The organism is Edwardsiella piscicida (assembly GCF_001896205.1).
In the GTDB taxonomy this organism is placed as follows: domain Bacteria; phylum Pseudomonadota; class Gammaproteobacteria; order Enterobacterales; family Enterobacteriaceae; genus Edwardsiella; species Edwardsiella piscicida.
In genome coordinates, this window is the sequence record NZ_MPNU01000001.1 from 3,629,905 (window position 1) to 3,653,572 (window position 23,668).

The following is a 23,668-nucleotide window of genomic DNA, read 5'->3' on the forward strand; positions in this document are numbered from 1 at the left end:
CAATCAAATTAGCGACGGGACCGAAACTGAAACCTCATGAAGATAGTGCGAGATCAGACGAAAAATTATCTCAACACTCAAGGCTGTTTGGCAACCGAATAAATTTCCGCGCGGCACGATACACAAATCAGACCCGGTGTACGGCGGGAAATACGGGACGGAACAAGGCGCAAACCGCTAACCTTGTATGCCAAATCCATCCCAGCGTCAAACGCGGAAACCATTCATGTGATAAAAATTTTTAGCCGCGCGCCGGCTGGCGCAGCGATTGAGGGGCGGGAGACGCGGGAGAAAGCAGGGTCGGCGTAATAAAAATCACCAGCTCGCGCCGCCCGCTGCGCTGGCTGTCGCTGCGCAGCAGATGGCCCAACAGCGGCACGTCGGCAAGCCAGGGAAAGCCGATGCTATCCACCTGGCGCTGATACTGAAAAATACCGCCCAGCATCGCCGTGTCGCCGTCGCTCAGCGTGACCTGGGTCGTAATCTCCTGTTTATCGATCGCCAGCGCCTCGCTGTCACCCTGGCGCACTACCCGCCCGGGCATGTTCTGGCTTATCTGCAGCGCCAGCTCAATATGCGCATCGGCCAATACCCGCGGCGTGACCGACATGCCCAGCACCGCCTCTTTAAACTCCATGGTGCTCACGCCGCGCTCGCCGCCGGAGACGGCATAGGGGAGCTCACTGCCCTGTTTTATACTGGCAGTCTGCCCATGGGCAGCCATCAGATGCGGGCTGGCGATGATCGCCACCTTATCCTGTCGCTCCAGCGCCGCAAGCGCCACCGCCAGCGTCTGACCACCGATGCGAGCCACCTGGAACCCCGCGCTGAAATAGGCATCGGCCGCACCGCGTAGCCTATCCTGTCCGCCTGAGCGTTCGTCTCCGCTGTACCAGCGGATCCCCAGCTCACGCAGTCCCTCTTGGCTGATAGAAACGATATGGGCCGCCAGCTGCACCTGCGACAGCGGCACATCCAGCTGCGCAATCCAATCGCGCAGCGCCGCCAGACGGGCTGCCTCCGCCCGCAGCAGCAGGGCATTGGTTCGAATATCCGCCACCGCGCTGCCCGCCTCCCCCAGCAAATCGCGACGCTGGCGCAGGCTTTTCTCTACCGTAGCGGCGTCGGCATGGCGCAGCACCACGCGCTGGCTCCGCATCTGCGGCGGTTTGAGCGGCGCAGGTGCCGCGGCGGGCCCCGCCTGCCGCGCGGCGCGCGCGCGGCTTTGGATCAGCAGTATCCCATCGCGCCGTACCACGCTGAGATCGTGGATCTCCGCCAGGGCCTCGAGCACCCGTGGCCACGGGGTGTGGGCAATATGCAGCGTCGCCTCGCCGCGCACCTCCTCACTGAGGATCAGGTTTAGCCCGGCAAACTCCGCCACCGCCTGTAGCACGCTGGGCAGCGGTGCGCGATCGAACCAGAGCGTCAGGGGCATCGCCTGTCCCGCCGAACTCATGGCCAGCAGCACCGCGGTAGCCGCGGCATACGCAGAGGGGCATCTCATCTTTCTGCCCCCTCCCGACGCGCCGCCAAGGGGATACGGCGCGGACAGCGAAAGGGATACAGCATCAGCGGCGTAAAGCGCAGCGCCGATGCGTCGGACGCGGCAGGGCGCGGCGAGACGGGCGGCACCGCAGGGCGCCAATGTCCCAGCGCATCGCGCCGCCACAGCGAAAAGCAGGGCGCCCGACCGACGATCCCGACGGCGCTAACCGCCGCGGGCGCCACCGTGGCATGCGCGGGAGGCTGAAACGGATCCCGCGCGGCATCGCTGCCCCACGCCAGCAACAGCGCTCCCCATCCGACGCCTTTCGCCTTCATTCGTCCTCCTGATCCACCCAGGTGATATGCACCCCCTGCGCTAACGGCGTGATCGTCAGCGTACTCACGCGCTGACCGCAGTCGGACAGGGTATCTAGCGTCTGCAGCAGGGCGCTGAACGTCATGTCGGCCGAGACATGTCGCCGCCCATCGCGCTGGATCTGCCAAGACAGCGCGACGTTATGCTCCGGAGCACAGCGCGCCTGGCGCGCTGCCTGTGCTATCGCGTCGATGTCCGCTTGCCAGAGCCGCAGCTCGGTCGCCCAGCGCTGAACTCGCAGCATCGCCGCCTGCGCATCGCCCTCCGTCAACCGGACGCGCAGCCGCTGCCGCTCCAGCGTATGCCATAGCCACAGCCCGGCCAGCAGCGAGGTCAGAAGCAACAGCGCGCCGCCCCACAGCCATAGGCGCAGCGCCCGTGGCGAGAGGGTATACAGCCTACCCTGCAGCGACAGCAGCCGCTCACTCACGGCACGCCTCCGCCGCACAGAGGTGCAGCGTAAACTGCCAGCGACCATCGTCGGCACGGTACAGCCCCTGCCAGCGCCACGCCGCCATACGGAGGGCAAAATCGGCCACCGCCTGCCGGGATGTACCCTGCCCTTCCAAGAGCCAGTACGGCGGAAGATGGTGCAGTCGCGTCAGCCATACCGCATCAGGGATCGTGGCCTGCGCCAGGCGCAGCTGCTGTGCCAACTGCGTCACCGTCGCGCTCGACGACGGCGCCCCCGATGGTGCGAGCGCCGACTCACGCCGCGGCGGCGCGGGCAGCGCAGCCAGCCGCTGCTGAAGCTGGTGATGGGCAGCCTCTCGCTGACGGGCCTGCTCCGCGATCTGCCTGATCAGCGGCGCCCGCCGCTGGTGCAGCAGACGCTCGGCGCTCATCCCCAGCGCCGCGAACCCGGGAATTCCCAGCGCCAGCGTCAGCCATAGCATCCGAAGACGCGCCCGGCGCCGAGCCTCGCGCCAGGGCAGCAGATCTATGTCATCCACGGCGGTGACTCCGGCATCAGGGCCAGCCCCAGCGCGAGGCAAAACACCGCGGGATCGGCGGGCAGCGGGGAGACGAGATGACGTACGGCGCGCAGCCCAGACCACCCCCGACTGCCGCTATCGCTACCGCAGCGCAGCGGTGCGACGCCCTCGGTCACGCCGGGCGGCAGCGCGGCCACGGCCTGGGCACAGGCCGTCTCTGGACCGTCGGCGAGGGAAACAAACCCATACTGTAGCGGCGATCCCCAGGGCGCTATCCAGCAGAAGCGGCGCCCATCGCCGTAGATCAGCGGCGCCGCAGAGCTCTCCCCGGCCAGGCGCGCCAAGCGTCGCAGCGCGCAGGGCGCCAGCGTTAAGCGCTGCAGCGGTAAACCGGCGCCGTCGAACAGCGCCCGCCACCGATCGCGCTGCGCGCGGTGCACGGCGCACACCTGCCAACGCCCACCCCCTTCGGGCGCGGGGGCGAAGTCACAGGCCAGCTGGTGCGCGGGAAGCATCAGCAGGCGCTCTCCCTGCGCCAGCAGCAGGCGATGCCGCTGCCAGGGTGACAAGGGAAGCGCGCTGCCCGGCAGCGTATCGCGGATCGCCCGCTCGGCGGGAAAGGCTGTCCGCACCGACAGCCGACGCGGCAAACGGGCGCGCAGCGCGGCCAGCGCCGCGGGCAGCGAGGGAGAGAGACCATCCCGATCCGGGGCGGCCGTCAGCGGCAGTCGCCACCAACCGCGCAGCTGGATACCGTCGCGGCGCGCCGAAAGCGCCACGGCGATCAGCTGAGCGGGCTGAATATCGATCCCCATGCGCCAATGACCGCCCCCCATGCCGCGCCTCCTTATCATCAACTTACTAAAAGAACGTATCCTCTGTGTCTGCTAGCCTTTATACTACTGCCCGTTTGTTTATAAACTGCCCAACTGACATGTAATGGGAAATTCCAGGTGAAGTTCGTAAAGTATTTAATCATCCTCGCAGTCTGTTGCATTCTGCTGGGAGTCACTGCGGTATTTGGACTGTACAAATACGTTGAGCCGCAGCTCCCAGACGTTGCAACGCTGAAAGACGTGCGGCTACAGACACCGATGCAGGTGTACAGCGCCGACGGCTATCTCATCGCCCAATATGGTGAAAAGCGCCGTATTCCGCTGCCGCTCACGCAGATCCCCCCGCTGATGGTCAAGGCGTTTATCGCGACCGAAGACAGCCGTTTCTTCGAACACCACGGCGTTGATCCTATCGGCATCTTTCGTGCAGCCTCCGTCGCCCTGTTTACCGGCCATGCCTCACAGGGCGCCAGTACCATCACCCAGCAGCTGGCCAGAAACTTTTTCCTCAGCCCAGAGCGAACGCTGATGCGTAAAGTAAAGGAGGCCTTCCTCGCAATTCGCATCGAGCAGCTGTTGAATAAAGACGAAATTCTCGATCTCTATCTCAATAAAATTTATCTGGGCTACCGCGCCTACGGCGTCGGCGCCGCAGCGCAGGTCTACTTTGGTAAATCCGTCGATCAGCTCACGCTGAGTGAAATGGCCATGATCGCGGGCCTGCCCAAAGCGCCGTCCACCTTTAACCCGCTCTACTCACACGATCGCGCCGTCGCTCGCCGCAACGTCGTGCTGGGCCGGATGTTGGATGAGCACTACATCACCCAGGCACAGTACGATCAGGCACGCAGCGAACCGCTGGTCTCCCGCTATCACGGGCCTGAGATCGACTTCTCCGCCCCCTATCTGGCCGAAATGGTGCGCCAGCAGATGGTGGAGAAATACGGTGAAAACGCCTATACCGACGGCTTTAAGGTCTATACCACCATCACTAAACACCTGCAGGTTGCCGCCCAAACGGCGCTGCGCGATAACGTGATCAACTACGATATGCGCCACGGCTACCGCGGCCCCTCCAACGTACTGTGGAAGGTCGGCCAGCCTGCCTGGAGCCAGCAGCGGATCACCGATACGCTGAACGGCCTACCCTCCTATGGCCCGCTGCTGCCGGCCGTCGTGATGTCGGCCAATGCCGACAGCGCCACGGTCATGCTGGCCAACGGCAACGGCGTCTCATTGCCGCTGGCGACCGTGCGCTGGGCTCGTCCCTACCGCAGCGATCGCGTGCAGGGCGCTACGCCGCGGAAAGTCAGCGACGTCCTGCAGCCGGGACAGCAGATTTGGGTGCGTCAGGATAGCGATAAGCGCTGGTGGCTAGCGCAGGTGCCGGACGTCAACTCCGCCCTGGTCTCCATCAGCCCGCAGGATGGCGCCATCAAGGCGCTGGTCGGCGGCTTTGACTTTAATCAGAGCAAATTCAACCGCGTCACCCAGTCGGTGCGCCAGGTCGGCTCCAATATCAAGCCGTTCCTGTACACCGCCGCCATGGATAAGGGGCTGACGCTGGCGACCATCCTCAACGATCTGCCCATCTCCCGTTGGGATGCTGGCGCCGGTACCGATTGGCGGCCGAAAAACTCACCGCCGACCTATGCCGGCCCCATTCGCCTGCGTCAGGGGCTCGGTGAGTCGAAAAACGTGGTGATGGTGCGCGCCATGCGCGCCATGGGCGTCGATTACGCCGCAGACTATCTGCTGCGCTTCGGCTTCCCGGCGCAGAACATCGTGAAGACCGAATCCCTGGCGCTGGGCTCAGCCAACTTTACCCCGCTGCAGCTGGTGCGTGGCTACGCCGTCTTTGCCAACGGCGGCTATCTGGTCGACCCCTACTTCATCACCAAGATCGTCGACGGCAGCGATCAGACGATCTATGAAGCCCATCCGAAGGTCGTATGCGACAGCTGTAACCTGCCGGTTATCTATGGCCCGACGCCGAAGTCGGCGGTATTGAGCGACGACAGCGTAGAAAACGTCGCCGTCTCAACGACCCCGGGGGTGAACGGCAGCGTACCGATGCCGGAGCTGGAGCAGGTCACCCCAGGTCAGGTCAGTCAGGATAGCGATCAGCGCTATGCGCCGCACGTTATCAGCACGCCGCTGGCTTTCCTGATGCACGACGCGCTGAGCAGCAACATCTGGGGCGAGCCGGGCTGGATGGGAACCGGGTGGCGCGCGATGCGCGATCTGAAGCGCCATGATATCGGCGGGAAAACCGGGACCACCAACAGCTCCAAAGACGCTTGGTTCTCCGGCTACGGTCCGGGTATTGTCACCAGCGTCTGGATAGGCTTTGACGATCATCGGCGCGATCTGGGACGCACCACCGTGTCTGGAGCCCTGAAGGATCAGATCTCCGGCGGCGAGGGCGGGGCCAAGAGCGCCCAGCCGGCATGGGACGACTTCATGAAATCGGCGCTGACCGGAATCCCCGAGCAGCCGCTTCCGCCGCCGCCGGGCATTGTCAGCGTCGTTATCGACAGGGCGACCGGCAAGCTGGCCACCGGCAGCGGTAACAGCCGCAGCGAGTACTTCATTGAGGGGACCCAGCCGACGGACTATGCCACGCCGGACGCCGGCACCGTGATCATCAACAATGAGGGGCAGAGCCAGGAGCTGTTCTGATCCCCTCTTCCCCCCGCCTTTCCACCAATAAAAAGGAGCCATTAGGCTCCTTTTTTATCACCGCTGACTCGCGTCGTCCTAGGCGGTACGGCGCTGTAGATACTCCCGCAGCAGAAACAGCGCGCTCACGTTGCGCGCCTCGTGAAAATCGGGCTCCTGCAGCAGCGCCATCATCTGGGTCAACGGCCAGCGGATCACCGGCATCGTCTCAGGCTCATCGCCCTGCAGGCGCTGGGCGAACAGATCCTCCGCTACCACCACGTTCATCTGACTGGAGAAATAGGAGGGTGCCATCGTGAGCTTATGCAGCAGGGTAAAACGCTGCGCCCCAAAGCCGGCCTCTTCCATCAGCTCGCGGTTGGCCGCTTGGAACACCCGCTCGCCGGGATCGATAAGCCCCTTGGGAAAACCCAGCTCATACTCCTCAATGCCGACCGCATATTCGCGGATCAGCAGCAGATCGTCCCCCAGAATGGGAACGATCATCACCGCCTCGCGGCCTGACGGGCGCATACGCTCATACACCCGGCGCACCCCGTTGCTAAACTCCAGATCGACGGACTCGACGTTAAATAAGCGTGAGTGCGCCACGGTTTCAACGCCCAGGATCCTGGGCTTCTTAGTGGAACTATCCATACTCAACCCGACATCCTAAAGATATGCGTTCGCACCGGCCGACGGCGGGCCCGGCGTGATAAACCGTTTGTGATCGCAAAGGCACCTTGCGGCATTGTGCGCAGATGCTCATATTTTCGCAACATATGTTGCCATTATTTTACCTCACCGGCGATGTCGGACCATAACGCCGCCAGGCAGGAGATTTGTTGCGATAATCCCTTCCCAGCGGTAGGAAAAATCGGACAATACCGATATGATCGCCAAGCGGGTATGTTAGGCTGAGTCATGGGAACGCGAGCGACCCAAAAATGTAAACTCATTCCATAACATATAGTTATATTCGCAATAATCACTGCCGTTATACTTTCTCTATCGTCTTCCGACGGTACGCGGCGTTCTTCGCGGTCATTTATCCGCGTCGCCGGGCAGAGAAAGGGCAAGACAGCAGCGCGATGATCACCGTGGGAGAGTCGGCGTGAATGTATCCATCGCAGCACTCCTGTATCTTATTCCCACAGCGGTTATTATCGGGTATATCTATTGGTACACAACGAAGAGAGCGTCGCGGTTGTCTGCATCCTTTCCCTTTGTCAAAACCAAACAGCGTAAACTGAATCCGGAAGAGCGCCAGGCGATTGCGGCCTATCTGCGCGGGCTGGATACCGCGACAGAGAGCGCCGACCCGGCGCTGACGCTGCTGCACCAACGTCTGATGCCGCAGGGGGATCGGGTCTACTCCGTGACCCACGCGATCACCCGCTATGCCCTGGCAGGCGATACGCCCAGCCAGCACCGCTACTTCTTGGATAACCAAGAAATCCACCTGCCCGCGTTCTGGGAAAAGTACATCGCCGATGAAAACAGCCTGGATCTGATCAAGACCGCGACGCTGCCGCTGGTCATCGCCATTAATGGCCATACGCTGGCCGAGAGCCTGCATAGTCAACAGCTACCGACGCCGACGCTGGGCGGCACCGCCTCGATCCGCCGCAGTGAGGGCGATCAGGTCGATCTGTGCGGCGTACGCAGAGAAACCCTGGCCGAATATCAGCTGCACCAGCGCAGCGGTGCCCGCCGCGCCGTTCCGACGGCGCTGGCCTTGATTCTACTCAGCGTGGCCCTGATCGTTCCCCCGACCCTGATGCCGTGGCTGCTGGCGTTGGCCGCGCCGCTTCTGGGCTGGGGGCTCTGGTGCCTATACCGGAAACCCAGCGCCAGGCAGCGTAAAGAGATCCACCTGCTGCGCGGGACCCCCAAGCGCTGGGGACTGTTTGGCGAGTCCTGCGGCGAACAACTGAGCAACGTGTCCGTCGGTACGTTGGACCTCCTGTATCCGCCCCACTGGCAGCCCTATATCCACCCGGATATCGGCCATCCGACCGATATCGAGATTTACCAAAACCATCAGGTGGTGCGCCAGGGGCGCTTCCTCTCTCTCCGCGACGAGGCCACCCAGTTTCCGCTGCAGCCGTGGGGGCGCAGTGCGCTGCTGGGCGCCGCTGCGCTGATCGCGCTGCTGCTCCTGCTGACCACGCAGTCGCTGAGCATCCCCCTGAAGATCAGCACCGCCTGGCTACACGGCGCCCAAACCCTCTCCGCCACCAGCGTGAAGCAACTGACGGAGATGCCGCTGCAGGTCGGGGATATCCTGGATCTGCGCGGCAGCGGAATGTGCCACGTACCCGCCTTCTATCAAGAGGGTGAGCGCTACCCCTTCATGCCCTTCGACTGCAGCACCATTTATTGGGGCACCGCCTCGCCGATGGCGGAGCCAAGCTCGGATACCATCGATAACGCCGCCGCGCTGCAGTCCACCGTCACCCGCCAGCTAACCGCCGGCGACAGCGATAGCAAGGTAAGCCCGGCTCTGGCCAGCGCCATTCAGAAATCGGGGATGATCCTGCTGGATGACTTTGCCGGGATCGTCCTCAAGACCGAGGCCCTGTGCGCGCAGAAAAACGAATGTACCCGGCTCAAGAACTCGCTGGTGAACCTGGGCAATAGTAAATCCTGGCCCGCGCTGCTGAAAAAAGCGCACGGCGGAGGACTGGAGGGGGTCAATGTCCTCATGCGACCGGCCAGCGCCCGCCAGCTGACCAATATCGTCAACAGCGCGGTATCCTCGTTTTACTATCGCGAAACCCATAAGGCAGCGCAGCTGCTGGCGGTTACGCCGCCGGGGGGCTTTTTAATCAGCAGCGATGAGGGACATCAATGGGTCGCTCACCCGCAGCCCAACGTTTCACTGTATGACTACAGCCCGGTCGATCAGTGGCGCGAACTGGAAAATCTGTCGCGCCTGCTGCTAAACACCCCGTTCCGGGCCCACGGCGTGATCACGGAGATCAGCACGGATGCCAACGGCACGCGTCATATCATGCTGCACAGCCAGCCGGATGGGCTCACCCTGTGGCGCTATCTGTTAATGACGCCGCTGCTGCTGGCGCTCTGCGTAACTCTGGCGGTCAACGCCACGCTGTTTGTGCGACGTCTGCGCGGCGCGCTGGCGCGGATTCCGGCGATCCAGCGCTACTACGAACAGTGCATCAACCATAAGATCATGCCGTTCGATCTGCCGCCGCGTCCTTAACGTGCGGCATGACAAGGCGGCGCCAGGAAAATATACTGGGCGATGCGATCCCGCCCTGCATGCGTTTTCCGGAGTACGCCCATGGTTCCCACCCTCGACTGGAATGACATCGATACCGTCCTGTTGGATATGGACGGCACGCTGATCGATCTGGCCTTTGATAACTACTTTTGGCTAACGCTGGTGCCGCAGACCTTAAGCGAGGCGCGCGGCATTTCCCGCGCCGATGCTCAGGCGCTGATCCAGCGGGAGTACCAGGCGGTAGCCCATACGCTCAACTGGTACTGTTTCGACTACTGGCGCGAGCGCCTGGGGCTAGACATTCACCGCATGACCCTGGAACAAGGGACGCGGGTACGGGTGCGTCAGGACACGTTACCCTTTCTTAATGCCCTGCGCGCCAGCGGGCGCCGTACCATTCTGCTGACCAACGCCCACCCGCATGGGCTGGCGATGAAGGTGGCGCAGACCGGGCTGGATAGCCACCTTGATATACTCTATTCCACCCACCGCTTTGGCTATCCCAAAGAGGATCAGCGCCTGTGGCGAGCGGTACAGCATCAGTGCGGGCTGGATCCGGCCAGAACGCTGTTCATTGACGACGCCGAACCGATCCTCGACGCCGCGCACCAGTTCGGTATCCGTTACTGCCTGGGCGTCAGTAATCCCGACTCCGGCAGGCCGGAAAAACGCTTTGCCCGCCATCCGGCGATGAGCGACTACCGCGCCCTGCTGCCGGCCATCGTCGCCGGTGGGCCCGATACAGACAGGAGGGCACCATGAAAGCCAGCGCCAAGCAGGAACAGGAGGGCGTCCGCCTGGATAAATGGCTGTGGGCGGCCCGCTTTTATAAAACCCGCGCCGTTGCCCGCGACATGATCGACGGCGGCAAGGTGCACTACAACGGGGTACGCGGCAAACCAAGCCGCAGCGTAGAAGTCGGCGCCGAGATCCGCCTGCGCCAGGGCAATGACGATCGTACGATCATCGTGACCGCCCTCAGCGCCCAGCGCGGCGGCGCGGAGCAGGCTCGCCTGCTGTACCAGGAGACCGCGCAGAGCATTGCCAAGCGCGAGGCGATTGCCCAGGCTCGCAAGATGAACGCGCTGAGCATGCCGCACCCGGATCGGCGTCCCGATAAAAAAGAACGTCGCAATCTGCTTAAATTTAAACACGGCCAGTCGGAATGACCGGCGCCTGAAGAGAGATAACTATGTCCCATCACGACCAATTACATCGCTACCTGTTTGACAATCTGGCCGTGCGCGGCGAGCTGGTCAACGCCAGCGCCACCTATGCCCGCATACTGGAAAACCACGACTACCCGGCCGCGGTACGCGCGCTGCTGGGCGAACTGTTGGTCGCCACCAGCCTGCTGACCGCCACCCTGAAGTTTGACGGCGATATCACGGTACAGCTGCAGGGTGACGGCCCGCTGACGCTGGCGGTGATCAATGGCAACCATCATCAGGAGATGCGCGGTGTCGCCCGTCTGCAGGGCGATATCGCCGACGGCAGCAGCCTGAAGCACATGCTGGGCAACGGTGTAATGGTGATCACCATTACGCCGAAAGAGGGGGAGCGTTATCAGGGCGTCGTGGCGCTGGAGGGCGATACGCTGGCCAGCTGCCTGGAGGCCTACTTCATGCAGTCCGAGCAGCTGCCGACCCGCCTGTTTATGTTCACCGGAGAGCAGGACGGTCAACCGGCGGCGGCCGGTATGCTGCTGCAGATCCTGCCGACGCAGCCCAATAACGTCGACGACCTGACTCACCTGTCGCACCTGACCGCCACCGTGACCCCGCAGGAGCTGTTTACGCTGCCCGCCAACGAGGTGCTGTACCGCCTGTACAATCAGGAGCAGGTGACCCTGTTTGAACCGCAGCCGATCGCCTTCCGCTGCGGTTGCTCTCGCGAGCGCAGCGCCAGCGCGCTGATGAGCCTGCCGTCCCAGCAGCTGGAAGAGCTGTTGGCGGAGCGCGGCAGCATCGATATCCACTGCGACTACTGCGGTAGCCACTACCTGTTCGATCGCGTCGATATCGACGCGTTACGCGCCGGCGCACAGCCGAGCGAAGCAGGCTCGCTGCACTAATCACCGCATCGTCTTTCCACGGGGGAATTATCCCCCGTTTTTATTCATTATTTTATTTTGATTAAGCTAGATAATATTAAACTCAGATTATCGCCTACCTCTTTTTAATGATCCGCCATTCTTTGATCCCTCTCTCTGTTCTCTATGCCCACGCCTCCTAGAATTTAATTCGCCTGCCAAACTAGAAAATATAAAAATAAAAACAGAATATATTTAATGGGATAATCTATGAAACATTATTCACGCCGCAGCATTATTGCTGGTGCCGGCTTTGTCTTGCTGGCGCCCGGCATACTGCTATCCAGCCCCACGCGCAAACGGCAGCAGTTTGCCCTGATCCACGATCAGTCAAAGTGCGTCGGCTGCAATGAGTGTATCCACGCCTGCAACCAGCTCAACCGGGTCGCCCCCGGCTATGCCCGGCTGGCCATCATCCCGCTCCCCGCCGACGATCCGCACGCGGCTGCGCCGCCCCACTTTCGCCACGGCTGCCAGCACTGCGATCCGGCGCCCTGCCAGGAGGTCTGCCCTAGCCAGGCCACCTACCGCGATGCGCATGGCCTGATACAAATCGATGCCCGACGCTGCTCGGGCTGCGGCTACTGTATCCGCGCCTGCCCCTATCAGGCGCGCTATCTGCACCCGCAGCGCCGCGTCGCCGATAAGTGCGACTTCTGCAGCGCGACGCGCCTGAGCCATGGCTATATCCCTATCTGCGTACGCATCTGCCCCTATCATGCGCTCAGCTTCGGTGAGATGGGCTCCGCGGCATTCGATCTGACGCTGGCGCTGGCGCCCCACTATCAGCACCATCTGGCGGGCACCCGCCACAGCCGCGTCTACCGCCTCACCGCCGATGACTAGGGGGCCGCCGATGACCGCCGAACAGCTGCAGTCCTACCTCATGCAACGCACCGTCGTCGATTCGCCCGATGCGTGGCCCGGATGGCTGATAACGCTGGCGCTGACCTGGCTTGGGCTGTGCGCGCTGCTGACGCTGCACGCCCTACTTCACCGGCGGCGGCGTCCCCCGCCAGCGCGGCGTCGCGACGCTGAGCGCCTCTATCTTTACCCGCGCGCCCTGCGGCTGTGGCACCTGCTCAATGCGCTGCTGTTCCTGTTTTTACTGTTCAGCGGGCTGTTGCTCCACGCAGCCCCGCTTCCCCTGGCAGCCACCCGCTGGCTGGTGCGCTGGCATCCCTACGCGGGCTATCTGCTGCTGGGGCTATGGTGCGGCTTTATCCTGCTCAACGCGCTGGGGGCCAATGGCGTTCACTACCGTATCCGCTGGCGGGGGATCGCGGCGCGCTGCCGGTGCCAGGCCCATTTTTACCTGTTCGGTATTTTTCGCGCCGCACCGCACCCCTTCCACGCCAGCCCAACGCAAAAGTTTAACCCGCTACAGCAGCTAGGCTACTGCGCGGTGATGTATCTCATGGTGCCTGCGCTATTGCTCAGCGGTCTCGGTCTCGCCCATCCCCTATTCCTGCCCGAAGGAACCGCCTACTGGGTATTACAGGGACACCTTTTACTCTCATTTTTTATTTTAATGTTTATTAGCGTACATATTTATCTCTGCACGCTGGGTGACACACCCGGTGCGACGTTTATGGCCATGGTGGATGGCTATCACCGCCGCCACGCCGCAGAAAATAAATAAGCGGCGGCAGATAAGAGAACACAGCACCACTCAATATAACGTTCCATCGCACCGCGCTTTATTATGTCAAGGAGCTGACGATGAAAATACCCACCCGTGTAATCTGCCTTATTATCGGCATGTGCTGCGCGCCATTAATGGCGACGTCGGATCTGGTCGCCCAACCGGCGCCGCAGACCGAGCCCCGCGTCGACCTCAACCGCAACGACGGCATTCCAGAAAAACCGCGCACGCTGCTGGAGTACGTAGGGCAAGAGAAGGATTTCTTCGCCTATCTGCGCGAACATCATCCGATGTTCAAGTACGAGGCCGCCGGGCGCCTGGTTGGGCAATACAGCATCAGCGATCGCCAGGAGGAGTTTGTCGACTTCGGCGGCGGCGATAAATACGCCGCCAAGCAGGGCCGCCCAACCGCGATCACCTATCGGCTCGGCTTTGAGTCTGTTCTCGACTTCCCCAATAAATATGTCGGCCCGGAGAAGTGCGCCGAGTGCCACCCGGCGCAGTACCAAGCCTGGGAACGCTCCCGCCACGCCAAAACCGTCCGATTCCCCAGCGAAATGGTTGAAATTCCCGACGGCGATCTGAACCGCGGCCTGTACGGTAGCAAGGCCTCCGTCTTACCCGAGGGCATTACGGCAGATGCCATTTACGCGGTAATCGGTACGCCGCGGACCAAATATGGGTTTATCGACGGCTGGATGGTCCGCGGAACCTACCATATCGAGGGCGGACTGCTCAGGGACGGCACCGGCACCATGGTTGCCGGCGGTAATCAGTTCTCCCGCGGCTGGGCCCAGTTCATCACGCCGGACATGGCGAAAAAGATCGCCCGCTTCGTTCCGGGATTCCCCACCAAACTGGAGGACTTCGGCTCCCAGGGGTCCAGCGTCTGGGGCATGACCTCTTACGGGGCGTCTAACCGCACCCGAATGCTGTTTCAGCCGGCCAGCGCCTACTGTGAGGTGTGCCACACCATGAAGTTTGACTTCAACAGCAGCGAGGAGTTTATCGCCGCGCTGGGCAAGCCAGAGGAGCTGCGCAAGCATACCATCGCCAAGGGGATTAGCTGCGAAGAGTGCCATGGCGCGGGCGCCCATCTTTACGGCGCCCGCGGCGCCGGTATCCCGTCGAACTGCGAACGCTGCCATCAGCGCTTCGCATACAATGAGGCCGACGCCGAGGCCAACCCGTTAAAACCGTTTAACGCCTATTTCAAATCATCCTGCCCCTCCTGTGGCACAGAGGGATCGCAGATGTACAGCACCGTCCACTACGAGAAGGGCATGCGCTGCAGCACCTGCCACGACCCCCATGCCGTCACCGCCAATGACTGGAAGGAGGGCTTTACCAAGACCACGCTGAAAAAGCAGTGCCAGGATTGCCACACCGATCAGGCCCAATTCTTTGCCCAAGGCGATACCCACGGGCAAAGCAGCTGTACCGCCTGTCATATGCCCAACATGGGGAGCTGTGAAAACTTTGCCACGATCCAGTTCCCCGATATGGCCGGATTCGACAACGTACGGCGCGCCCATATCTGGAAAATCCGGGTAGACGAGACGGCGAAAACCCTCAATCCCCCGGAGGGGAAACCCCGCACCGCCGATATCAAAGGCTGGACCATCGCCAAGCAGGATGGCAAACCTTACCTGGATCTGATGTGGTCCTGCGGGCGGACATCGTTCAGCGATGGCGACGTAGTCGAAGGCGGCGGGTGCCACAGTCCGGTACAGACGGTGCTCTCTGAGCGGCTGCAGTTTAAGGATCAGGAGAGTATCTATGCCAAGGTGATGGAGTGGCAAACGCCGGTCAGGGACGGCTACGTGCGTATTCGCAGCGGGCTGACCCGCATCGAAAAACGTCTGGCGAAGGCCCCCGCGCTGGCCCTGAGCGATCAGGTGCAAATCCGGCTGCTCAGCGGTCAGGCCCGTGCGCAGGCAGATCTGATTGAAAAAGATGGCTCCTGGGGGCTCCATGCGCCCAACTATGCCAAGACCCGCATGGAGGAGGCCCTGCTGTATATCGAACAGGCTGAAACGATCCTCTCTGGCGGCAAGACGCCCAAATAACGTCGCTCGCCGGATGCTCCGCGCCGTCCGGCGACGCCTATCACTCAGGAGATCATCATGATGCGTTCCCCATCACCAACCGCGATGCTACTGGCGCTGACCATCGTCTCCGGCGTGGCCTGCGCCGCCGATACGCCAGCGCCGGCGCCCCATGAGCCGCCCGTTATCAGTATGCGGGCGGCCGAGGCACTGCTGGGCAAACCCAACGTCTATTTCTTGGACGCCAATACGCCGGAGATCTGGCAACAGGGGCATATCCCCGGCGCGATCTACATCAACCAGGCCAACTGGCCGGCGCTGCTGCCGGCCGATCGCCGGGCCACGCTGATCTTTTACTGCGCAAACCGACTGTGCATGGCCAGCTACGATGCCGCCGGCATGGCGATGAGCCTCGGCTATCGGCAGGTCTTTCATATGACGGACGGTATCTTCGGCTGGATCACCTCCGGCCGCGCCATCGAAAAGGCGGATACCGCATAGCGTCAGGTATATCCACGCCCCCTGGCGCTGGGCCGCGGTGGATCTCCAGCGAGGAGCCGAGGATCTGCGGTTGACTCAGCGTCAGGGCGACGTGTCACCACGGGGAATCGACTAATAATTGATCCCGGCGGGGATTATCAAAATGGAAGGATCTGCCACAAAATGGATTCCGCTGAATTTTTGTTTTTTTGATGACTATCTCGGTTAACAAAAAAGCAACCACATACAGTAAACGCAGATAAAAATAACCTACAAGGAGTAGTTCAATGCATGCCAAAGGCTTAACCGCAGCTGATCTCGCCTCCTACGGCATTTCTGACGTTACTGAAATCGTCCATAATCCCGATTACGACCTCTTATTCAAGGAAGAAACCGCCCCGGGCCTACAGGGCTATGAGCGCGGTACCGTTACCTCTCTGGGCGCCGTTGCCGTGGATACCGGTATTTTTACCGGCCGTTCCCCCAAGGATAAGTACCTGGTGCGCGACGACACCACCCGCGATACCGTCTGGTGGTCCGATCAGGGCAAGGGCAAGAATGACAACCACCCGCTGTCGCCGGAAGTCTGGCAGCATCTGAAGGGGCTGGTGACCCGCCAGCTCTCCAACAAGCGCCTGTTCGTCGTCGATGCCTACTGCGGCGCCAACCCGGACAGCCGCCTGAAGGTTCGCTTTATTACCGAGGTGGCCTGGCAGGCCCACTTCGTCAAAAATATGTTCATCCGTCCAGAGGCGGATGAACTGGCCGGTTTTGAACCCGATTTCATCGTGATGAACGGAGCCAAATGCACCAACCCGCAGTGGCAGGCACAGGGGCTGAACTCCGAAAACTTTGTCGCCTTTAACCTGACCGAACGCATTCAGCTGATCGGGGGAACCTGGTACGGCGGCGAGATGAAGAAGGGGATGTTCTCCATCATGAACTACCTGCTGCCGTTAAAAGGCATCGCCTCCATGCACTGCTCCGCCAACGTGGGCGAACAGGGCGACGTGGCGATCTTCTTTGGCCTCTCCGGCACCGGGAAAACCACGCTCTCGACCGATCCGAAGCGCCGTCTGATCGGCGATGACGAGCACGGTTGGGACGATGACGGCGTGTTTAACTTTGAGGGCGGCTGCTACGCGAAGACCATTAAACTCTCCGCCGACGCCGAACCCGACATCTACGGCGCCATCACCCGCGATGCACTGCTGGAAAACGTCACGGTGCGGGCGGATGGTAGCGTCGACTTTGATGACGGCAGCAAGACCGAAAACACCCGCGTCTCCTACCCCATCTACCACATTAAGAATATTGTGAAGCCGGTCTCTAAGGCCGGGGCGGCCAAGAAGGTCATTTTCCTTACCGCCGACGCCTTCGGCGTCCTGCCGCCGGTCTCCCGCCTGACCGCGGATCAGACGCAGTATCACTTCCTGTCCGGCTTCACGGCCAAGCTGGCCGGTACCGAACGCGGCGTGACCGAACCGACGCCAACCTTCTCCGCCTGCTTCGGCGCCGCATTCCTGACGCTGCACCCCACCCAATACGCCGAGGTGCTGGTCAAGCGGATGCAGGCGGCCGGCGCTCAGGCCTACCTGGTCAATACCGGCTGGAACGGCAGCGGCAAGCGGATCTCCATTCAGGATACCCGCGCCATTATCGATGCCATCCTCAACGGCGATATCGATCGGGTGGAAACCTTTACCCTGCCGATCTTTAACCTGGCGGTGCCGACCGAGCTGCCCGGCGTCAATCCGGCGATCCTCGATCCGCGCGATACCTACGCCAACCGCGAGCAGTGGCAAGAGAAGGCCCAGGATCTGGCGCAGCGTTTCATCACCAACTTCGATAAGTACACCGATACGCCCGCGGGCGCCGCGCTGGTTCACGCCGGCCCTCAGCGCTAACGCACGCCCACGCGGATATCGGCCGCTCAACGTAAAAAAGGATGCCCAAGGGCATCCTTTTCTTTTAGCGTTACTGGCCTCTCTGTCGGGGCGTCAGACGCGCTCTTTACGACGCCCGCCGCTGCGCGGCGCGGTATCGGGCGCATTGGCCGCGATCATATTGACCCGTCGTAAATAGGCTCGGATCTTCAGTCCGCCGCGCTCGCTGCGACCAATATCCAACGAACCGTGATGAGCATCGATAATACGCTGAATGATCGCCAGCCCCAGGCCGGTTCCGCTGGTGGTTCTCGCGCTTTCACCGCGGACAAAGGGCTGGAACAGATGAGCCAGATGCGCATCGTCGATCCCAGGGCCGTCATCCTCCACCTGGAACCAGGCACGCGCACCCTCCATACCGCTGCTGACCTTGATCCAGCCATTACCGTAGCGGGTCGCGTTGACCACCATATTGACGACGGCCCGCTTAATCGACAGCGGATGCGCGTCGATCAACAGCTCGCCGTCGGCCAGATCGGTATCGATCTCACGCTCATAGCCGCTCTCCGCCGCCACGACCTCGGTCAGAATGCCGTTCAGATCGCACGCCTCGGTCTGCATCTCCTGACCGGTGCGCAGATAGTCGATAAACTGCTCAATAATGGCGTTACACTCTTCCGTATCCTTGTTGATCGACTCCGCCAGATAGGCATCCTGCGGACTCATCATCTCCGTCGCCAGACGAATACGCGTCAGCGGGGTACGCAGATCGTGGCTGACCCCGGCCATCAGCAGGGTGCGATCGTCGGCCAGCTGTTTAACCCCCGCCGCCATCTGATTAAACGCCCGGGTCACCGAGCGCACCTCCGAGGCGCCATACTCACGCAGCGGCGGCGGAATCTGCCCCTTACCAACCTGCAGGGCGGCATGCTCCAGCTCGACCAACGGTCGATTTTGTATCCGAATAAACAGCCAGGCTCCGCCGATCGCCAGCAGCATAATCGCCAGCGTGTAGCGGAACAGAGGTGAAAAATCGCCCTGATGGATCTCCGTCAACGGCACCCGCACCCAGATATCAGGCGATAGCCAGGTCTTGAGCCAGACCACCGGCGTATTCTTGCTGATTTCAACCCGCACGTCCGTCGGGCCGCCCAGCTGCTGCGCCATCTGCTGGCTAAGGAACTGGTAATGTTGCGCCCAGCGCAGCCCGTTCTCTTCCGCCGCTGAATTGGTGTACAGCGAAATGCCAAGCTCGCGGTAAATCTCGCGGCGAAACGCCGGCGGAACCTCCAGCTGGGTACCATCCTCCAGCTGCAGCTTATCCGTCATCAGCATCCGCACCTCATAGGCCAGCACCTTATTGAACTGTTGCAAACTGGGCAGAATGGCAAAGTTCAACACGACCAAGTAGGTCGTCACCAGGCTGACGAACAGCAGGGTGACGATCAGCAACAGGGTGCGGGCAAAAGAGCTGCGCGGCGAGAAACGCAGTCGTCTCATGCTTTACTGCCGTCCGGGACAAAGACATACCCCAGACCCCATACGGTCTGAATGTAGCGCGGATGCGCCGGGTCCTCTTCTACCATTCGACGCAGACGGGAGATCTGCACGTCGATGGAGCGCTCCATGGCGCTGTACTCGCGCCCGCGCGCCAGATTCATCAGTTTGTCGCGCGACAGCGGCTCACGCGGATGGCTCACCAGCGCCTTGAGCACGGCAAACTCGCCGCTGGTCAACGGCATCGGCTCATCGTCACGGAACATTTCGCGCGTGCCCAGATTGAGCTTGAACTTACCAAAGTTAATCACGGCGTCCTCTTGGGACGGAGCTCCGGGCAGTTCGTTGGCCTGACGGCGCAGCACCGCGCGGATACGCGCCAGCAGCTCACGCGGGTTAAACGGCTTGGGAATATAGTCATCTGCGCCAATTTCCAGCCCCACGATGCGATCCACCTCCTCCCCTTTGGCCGTCACCATAATGATCGGCATCGGGTTGCTCTGGCTGCGCAGGCGGCGGCAGATAGACAGGCCATCTTCGCCCGGCAGCATCAGATCCAGCACCATCAGGTGGAAAGATTCACGCGTCAGCAGGCGATCCATCTGCTCTGCGTTAGCAACGCTGCGCACCTGGAATCCCTGTTCAGTCAGATAGCGCTCCAGCAGAGCCCGTAGGCGCATATCATCATCAACAACGAGAATTTTGTAATTTTCTTGCATGGTTTACTCCCAAAGGCAGAAAGCCCGGTGCTTATCTGTATAGCGGTATATGGCAATCAGGTTATGGGCCGCCGATATCGCGCGCACCCGAAGCGATCTATTGTCAGAAAAGTCTCTTTATTCAGACAGCAGATAATGGTTTATATTCTAGCCTAAATTGTTACAAAGGTTATTTATCTTATGCTTACGCAAACTTGAATGCACCATCACGCCATTTATTCGCCCACGCGGGCAAAATGGGATAGGCTGTGCTGCGCCGCCGCGCGCAGCGCCTACGTGATAATCGGGCCGCACGGCGCGGCACTGGACGATGTGGCATCCACTTCAGGTTATAACAGATGAAAACCCCGCTGATTACCCGAGAAGGTTACGAAAAACTCAAACAGGAGCTGGATTACCTGTGGCGCGAAGAACGTCCGGAGGTCACCAAAAAGGTGACCTGGGCGGCGAGCCTGGGCGATCGCAGCGAAAACGCCGATTATCAGTACAACAAGAAGCGCCTGCGCGAAATTGACAGACGCGTACGTTATCTGCGTAAGTGCATGAGCATACTTAAAATTGTCGACTACTCCCCGCAGCAGGACGGTAAGGTCTTCTTCGGCGCCTGGGTCGAGGTGGAGAACGAGCGGGGCGATATCAAACGCTTTCGCATCGTCGGCTATGATGAAATCTTTGGCCGCAACGACTATATCTCCATTGACTCGCCGATGGCCCGCGCGCTGCTGAAAAAAGAGGTAGGCGACGCCGCGACCGTTGCAACGCCGCAGGGTGACGCGGAATGGTATGTCAATGCCATCGACTACGTCACGCCATAGTCCGTCCGCGCGGGCTGGCATTTTCCTGGCTGACTCCGTATAACGGGGACTTGGCTTTTATCCATCAAGACTATCTAACGCTATGAATGACGCATTAAGCCGTATTATCGCAACAGAACTGCAGGCGCGTACTGAGCAGGTTGACGCTGCCGTCCGCCTGCTGGACGAAGGCAATACCGTGCCGTTTATCGCACGCTACCGCAAAGAAGTCACCGGCGGGCTGGACGATACACAGCTGCGTCAGCTGGAGAGCCGCCTGATTTACCTGCGTGAGCTGGAGGAGCGCCGCGCCACCATCCTTAAGTCGATCGCAGAGCAGGGTAAGCTGGATGCGCCGCTGGAAAGCGCCCTCCGCGCCACCCAAAGCAAAACCGAACTGGAAGACCTCTACCTCCCCTATAAGCCGAAACGTCGCACCCGGGGGCAAATCGCCATCGAGGCCGGGCTGGAGCCGCTGGCCGATACGCTGTGGCAGCAGCCGCAGCACGATCCGCAGACCCTGGCGCTACAGTATATCGACGCCGAAAAAGGGGTGGCCGATACCAAGGCGGCGCTGGACGGCGCCCGCTATATCCTGATGGAGCGCTTTGCCGAAGACGCCGCGCTGCTGGGCAAAGTGCGCGACTACCTGTGGAAAAATGCCCATCTGGTCTCTCGGGTCAATGAAGGCAAAGAGGAGGAAGGCGCCAAGTTCCGCGACTACTTCGACCACCATGAGCCCCTCGCCGCCGTGCCCTCCCACCGAGCGCTGGCGATGTTCCGTGGACGCAACGAGGGCATTTTACAGATCTCCCTCAACCCCGATCCGCAGTACGACGAGCCGCCGAAAGAGAGCTACGGTGAACAGATTATCTGCGATCACCTCAGGCTACGATTGACGCAGGCGCCGGCGGATGCCTGGCGCAAGGCCGTGGTCAGCTGGACCTGGCGCATCAAGGTGCTGCTGCACCTGGAAACCGAGCTGATGGGCACCCTGCGCGAGCGGGCGGAGGATGAGGCCATCAACGTATTCGCCCGCAATCTGCACGATCTGCTGATGGCGGCGCCGGCCGGGCTGCGCGCGACCATGGGGCTGGATCCCGGTCTGCGTACCGGGGTCAAGGTCGCCGTCGTCGATGCCACCGGTAAGTTGGTTGCCACCGATACCATTTATCCGCATACCGGTCAGGCGGCCAAGGCGGCCGTCAGCGTGGCTAACCTGTGCCAAAAACATAGCGTCGAACTGGTGGCCATCGGCAACGGCACGGCGTCGCGCGAGACGGATCGCTTCTATGCCGACGTGCAGCGTCAGTTCCCGCAGGTGACGGCGCAGAAGGTGATCGTCAGCGAGGCGGGCGCCTCGGTCTACTCCGCCTCCGAGCTGGCGGCGCAGGAGTTTCCCGACCTGGATGTCTCCCTGCGCGGCGCCGTCTCTATCGCCCGTCGCCTGCAGGATCCGCTGGCGGAGCTGGTGAAGATCGATCCTAAATCCATCGGCGTGGGCCAGTACCAGCACGACGTCAGCCAAAGCCTCCTTGCCCGTAAGCTGGATGCCGTGGTGGAGGACTGCGTCAACGCCGTGGGCGTCGACCTGAACACCGCTTCGGTCGCGCTGCTGACTCGGGTAGCGGGCTTGAGCCGCCTGATGGCTCAGAACATCGTCAGCTGGCGCGACGCCAACGGCCGTTTTACCAATCGCGAACAGCTGCTTAAGGTCAGCCGACTGGGGCCCAAAGCCTTCGAGCAGTGCGCAGGCTTCCTGCGGATCACCCACGGAGATAACCCGCTGGATGCCTCGACGGTGCACCCGGAGGCCTACCCGGTGGTTGAGCGGATCTTGGCGAAAACCGAGCAGAGCCTGGCGATGCTGATGGGCAACCCCGATGCGCTGCGCGGCCTGAGCCCGAAAGCCTTCACCGATGAGCGTTTCGGGGTTCCGACCGTCAGCGACATTCTGCGTGAGCTAGAAAAGCCGGGGCGCGACCCGCGTCCGGAGTTTAAAACCGCCACGTTTGCCGAGGGGGTCGAAACCCTGGCCGACCTCAGCGTCGGGATGATCCTGGAGGGAACGGTCACCAACGTCACCAACTTTGGCGCCTTTGTCGATATCGGCGTACATCAGGACGGCCTGGTGCATATCTCCTCTCTCGCCCATAAGTTTGTTGACGATCCGCACAAGGTGGTTAAAGCCGGCGACATCGTTAAGGTGAAAGTCCTTGAGGTCGATCAGGCTCGCCGACGCATCGCCCTGACCATGCGTCTGGATGAGCAGCCCGGCGAAGGCGGAGGCCGACGCTCGTCGGCCGATCGCAGCAGCGGTGAACGCCCCCGTCCGGGACAGCGTCCGGCACGCACGGGCCAAGGACGCACTGAACGCGCGGGAAACAGCGGCAACAGCGCCATGGGGGATGCCCTGGCGGCAGCGCTGGGCAAAAACAAGCGCTGACGGCGACGTCACGCCCCCCGCCGTGGGGGCGTGATGCTCATCACATAATGCAAATCTAAATGAGACTTCATCGCAATTTCATAATCTTCCCCCGCCGTCCGCCGCGCGGAAAGGTAATGAAAATGTTACGTAAAGTTACCCAATACTGCGTACCTCCCGCCCTGACGCTGGCCGCCACTCCGTGCACTGCGCCTTTTCATCCGCGGAACCAATAATTCATATCAATATGATATCAATGAATAAATAATTAAAATGACACTCTCCCGTCGCCGCTCTCGGCGGCAAGCAGCAGGCGATGGCGTCGACGCCCCTCAATCCCACACAAAAAATAGGCACATTCCATTAACCATTTTAACGAATGATTCTCATTTGCGGACTGTTTAAAATAGTGCTAAAACACAGCGATAGTAAGGACGATGGCCGCTTTAGCGTACGGCGCGTCGTTGACGTAAGCCGCGCGACGTTCGGCTTGAAACACAGATGAAAACGATTATCAGTTTTATTATACTGCGTGT

General features: G+C 61.3%; 20 protein-coding genes. 12 read left to right on the plus strand and 8 right to left on the minus strand.

Going from position 1 to position 23,668, the window contains the following annotated elements; genetic code table 11:
• Positions 1-241: 241 nt before the first annotated feature.
• Genes BRD58_RS16790 through BRD58_RS16810 form a run of 5 tightly spaced genes read right to left on the minus strand, consistent with a single transcriptional unit; the run spans position 242 to position 3,635 of the window.
• Complete coding sequence (locus BRD58_RS16790) at positions 242-1,507, minus strand: secretin N-terminal domain-containing protein (RefSeq protein ID WP_069579453.1); 1,266 nt, start codon at positions 1,505-1,507, stop codon at positions 242-244.
• On the minus strand, positions 1,504-1,824 hold the full coding sequence (locus BRD58_RS16795) for a hypothetical protein (protein ID WP_015462428.1): 321 nt from the start codon (positions 1,822-1,824) through the stop codon (positions 1,504-1,506). The genes BRD58_RS16790 and BRD58_RS16795 overlap by 4 nt, the downstream gene beginning before the upstream one ends.
• Entirely contained in the window at positions 1,821-2,294 is a 474-nt protein-coding gene (locus tag BRD58_RS16800; protein WP_012850064.1) for a hypothetical protein, read from the minus strand. Before BRD58_RS16800 ends, BRD58_RS16795 begins: the two co-directional genes overlap by 4 nt.
• A complete protein-coding gene (locus BRD58_RS16805; protein ID WP_225857382.1) occupies positions 2,287-2,817 on the minus strand; it encodes a hypothetical protein in 531 nt (176 codons plus the stop codon). The genes BRD58_RS16800 and BRD58_RS16805 overlap by 8 nt, the downstream gene beginning before the upstream one ends.
• A complete protein-coding gene (locus BRD58_RS16810) occupies positions 2,805-3,635 on the minus strand; it encodes a pilus assembly protein PilM (RefSeq protein ID WP_069579455.1) in 831 nt (276 codons plus the stop codon). The genes BRD58_RS16805 and BRD58_RS16810 overlap by 13 nt, the downstream gene beginning before the upstream one ends.
• 117 nt (positions 3,636-3,752) lie before the next feature.
• Between BRD58_RS16810 and mrcA the strand changes: the two genes are divergently transcribed.
• Positions 3,753-6,317 carry a peptidoglycan glycosyltransferase/peptidoglycan DD-transpeptidase MrcA gene (mrcA, locus tag BRD58_RS16815; RefSeq protein ID WP_015462431.1) on the plus strand — a complete coding sequence of 855 codons (2,565 nt, stop codon included), beginning with the start codon at positions 3,753-3,755 and terminating at the stop codon, positions 6,315-6,317.
• A 78-nt stretch (positions 6,318-6,395) separates the two neighbouring features.
• Here mrcA and nudE read toward each other — a convergent pair whose 3' ends face one another.
• Positions 6,396-6,953 carry an ADP compounds hydrolase NudE gene (gene nudE / locus BRD58_RS16820; RefSeq protein ID WP_012850068.1) on the minus strand — a complete coding sequence of 186 codons (558 nt, stop codon included), beginning with the start codon at positions 6,951-6,953 and terminating at the stop codon, positions 6,396-6,398.
• 457 nt (positions 6,954-7,410) lie between these two features.
• Between nudE and BRD58_RS16825 the strand changes: the two genes are divergently transcribed.
• From BRD58_RS16825 to pckA, 9 genes are all read left to right on the plus strand, one after another.
• Entirely contained in the window at positions 7,411-9,525 is a 2,115-nt protein-coding gene (locus BRD58_RS16825) for an IgaA/UmoB family intracellular growth attenuator (RefSeq protein ID WP_041692557.1), read from the plus strand.
• Between the two features lie 81 nt (positions 9,526-9,606).
• Positions 9,607-10,308, plus strand: a complete 702-nt coding sequence (gene yrfG, locus BRD58_RS16830; RefSeq protein ID WP_073383783.1) for a GMP/IMP nucleotidase — start codon at positions 9,607-9,609, stop codon at positions 10,306-10,308.
• Complete coding sequence (hslR, locus tag BRD58_RS16835; RefSeq protein ID WP_012850071.1) at positions 10,305-10,715, plus strand: ribosome-associated heat shock protein Hsp15; 411 nt, start codon at positions 10,305-10,307, stop codon at positions 10,713-10,715. Before yrfG ends, hslR begins: the two co-directional genes overlap by 4 nt.
• Before the next feature lie 23 nt (positions 10,716-10,738).
• Positions 10,739-11,620, plus strand: coding sequence for an Hsp33 family molecular chaperone HslO (gene hslO / locus BRD58_RS16840; RefSeq protein WP_034168525.1), 882 nt, complete (start codon positions 10,739-10,741; stop codon positions 11,618-11,620).
• 228 nt (positions 11,621-11,848) lie between these two features.
• Entirely contained in the window at positions 11,849-12,484 is a 636-nt protein-coding gene (locus BRD58_RS16845) for a 4Fe-4S dicluster domain-containing protein (protein ID WP_012850073.1), read from the plus strand.
• 10 nt (positions 12,485-12,494) lie between these two features.
• On the plus strand, positions 12,495-13,280 hold the full coding sequence (gene phsC / locus BRD58_RS16850) for a thiosulfate reductase cytochrome B subunit (RefSeq protein WP_034168523.1): 786 nt from the start codon (positions 12,495-12,497) through the stop codon (positions 13,278-13,280).
• A gap of 80 nt (positions 13,281-13,360) precedes the next feature.
• On the plus strand, positions 13,361-15,352 hold the full coding sequence (locus BRD58_RS16855) for a cytochrome c3 family protein (RefSeq protein WP_069579460.1): 1,992 nt from the start codon (positions 13,361-13,363) through the stop codon (positions 15,350-15,352).
• A 57-nt stretch (positions 15,353-15,409) separates the two neighbouring features.
• Positions 15,410-15,832, plus strand: a complete 423-nt coding sequence (locus tag BRD58_RS16860; RefSeq protein WP_012850076.1) for a rhodanese-like domain-containing protein — start codon at positions 15,410-15,412, stop codon at positions 15,830-15,832.
• A gap of 266 nt (positions 15,833-16,098) precedes the next feature.
• The gene (gene pckA / locus BRD58_RS16870; RefSeq protein WP_012850077.1) at positions 16,099-17,718 is read left to right on the plus strand and encodes a phosphoenolpyruvate carboxykinase (ATP); all 1,620 of its coding nucleotides are present in this window, start codon (positions 16,099-16,101) and stop codon (positions 17,716-17,718) included.
• A 93-nt stretch (positions 17,719-17,811) separates the two neighbouring features.
• On the opposite strand, the gene envZ is transcribed toward pckA, so the two are convergent.
• Complete coding sequence (gene envZ, locus BRD58_RS16875; RefSeq protein ID WP_012850078.1) at positions 17,812-19,197, minus strand: two-component system sensor histidine kinase EnvZ; 1,386 nt, start codon at positions 19,195-19,197, stop codon at positions 17,812-17,814.
• A complete protein-coding gene (ompR, locus tag BRD58_RS16880) occupies positions 19,194-19,913 on the minus strand; it encodes an osmolarity response regulator transcription factor OmpR (protein ID WP_005290509.1) in 720 nt (239 codons plus the stop codon). Before ompR ends, envZ begins: the two co-directional genes overlap by 4 nt.
• A gap of 338 nt (positions 19,914-20,251) precedes the next feature.
• On the opposite strand from ompR, the gene greB reads away from it, so the two are divergent.
• Together greB and BRD58_RS16890 are read left to right on the plus strand one after the other, a co-directional pair.
• A complete protein-coding gene (gene greB, locus BRD58_RS16885) occupies positions 20,252-20,728 on the plus strand; it encodes a transcription elongation factor GreB (protein WP_012850079.1) in 477 nt (158 codons plus the stop codon).
• A gap of 82 nt (positions 20,729-20,810) precedes the next feature.
• A complete protein-coding gene (locus BRD58_RS16890; RefSeq protein ID WP_069579462.1) occupies positions 20,811-23,153 on the plus strand; it encodes a Tex family protein in 2,343 nt (780 codons plus the stop codon).
• Positions 23,154-23,668: the final 515 nt, after the last annotated feature.

Coding starts and splice junctions, on each gene's coding strand:
- BRD58_RS16790 (WP_069579453.1), bottom strand. CDS start 1,507: ATGAGATGCCCCTCTGCGTATGCCGCGGCTACCGCGGTGCTGCTGGCC.
- BRD58_RS16795 (WP_015462428.1), bottom strand. CDS start 1,824: ATGAAGGCGAAAGGCGTCGGATGGGGAGCGCTGTTGCTGGCGTGGGGC.
- BRD58_RS16810 (WP_069579455.1), bottom strand. CDS start 3,635: ATGGGGGGCGGTCATTGGCGCATGGGGATCGATATTCAGCCCGCTCAG.
- nudE (WP_012850068.1), bottom strand. CDS start 6,953: ATGGATAGTTCCACTAAGAAGCCCAGGATCCTGGGCGTTGAAACCGTG.
- yrfG (WP_073383783.1), top strand. CDS start 9,607: ATGGTTCCCACCCTCGACTGGAATGACATCGATACCGTCCTGTTGGAT.
- hslR (WP_012850071.1), top strand. CDS start 10,305: ATGAAAGCCAGCGCCAAGCAGGAACAGGAGGGCGTCCGCCTGGATAAA.
- hslO (WP_034168525.1), top strand. CDS start 10,739: ATGTCCCATCACGACCAATTACATCGCTACCTGTTTGACAATCTGGCC.
- BRD58_RS16845 (WP_012850073.1), top strand. CDS start 11,849: ATGAAACATTATTCACGCCGCAGCATTATTGCTGGTGCCGGCTTTGTC.
- phsC (WP_034168523.1), top strand. CDS start 12,495: ATGACCGCCGAACAGCTGCAGTCCTACCTCATGCAACGCACCGTCGTC.
- BRD58_RS16855 (WP_069579460.1), top strand. CDS start 13,361: ATGAAAATACCCACCCGTGTAATCTGCCTTATTATCGGCATGTGCTGC.
- BRD58_RS16860 (WP_012850076.1), top strand. CDS start 15,410: ATGATGCGTTCCCCATCACCAACCGCGATGCTACTGGCGCTGACCATC.
- pckA (WP_012850077.1), top strand. CDS start 16,099: ATGCATGCCAAAGGCTTAACCGCAGCTGATCTCGCCTCCTACGGCATT.
- envZ (WP_012850078.1), bottom strand. CDS start 19,197: ATGAGACGACTGCGTTTCTCGCCGCGCAGCTCTTTTGCCCGCACCCTG.
- ompR (WP_005290509.1), bottom strand. CDS start 19,913: ATGCAAGAAAATTACAAAATTCTCGTTGTTGATGATGATATGCGCCTA.
- greB (WP_012850079.1), top strand. CDS start 20,252: ATGAAAACCCCGCTGATTACCCGAGAAGGTTACGAAAAACTCAAACAG.
- BRD58_RS16890 (WP_069579462.1), top strand. CDS start 20,811: ATGAATGACGCATTAAGCCGTATTATCGCAACAGAACTGCAGGCGCGT.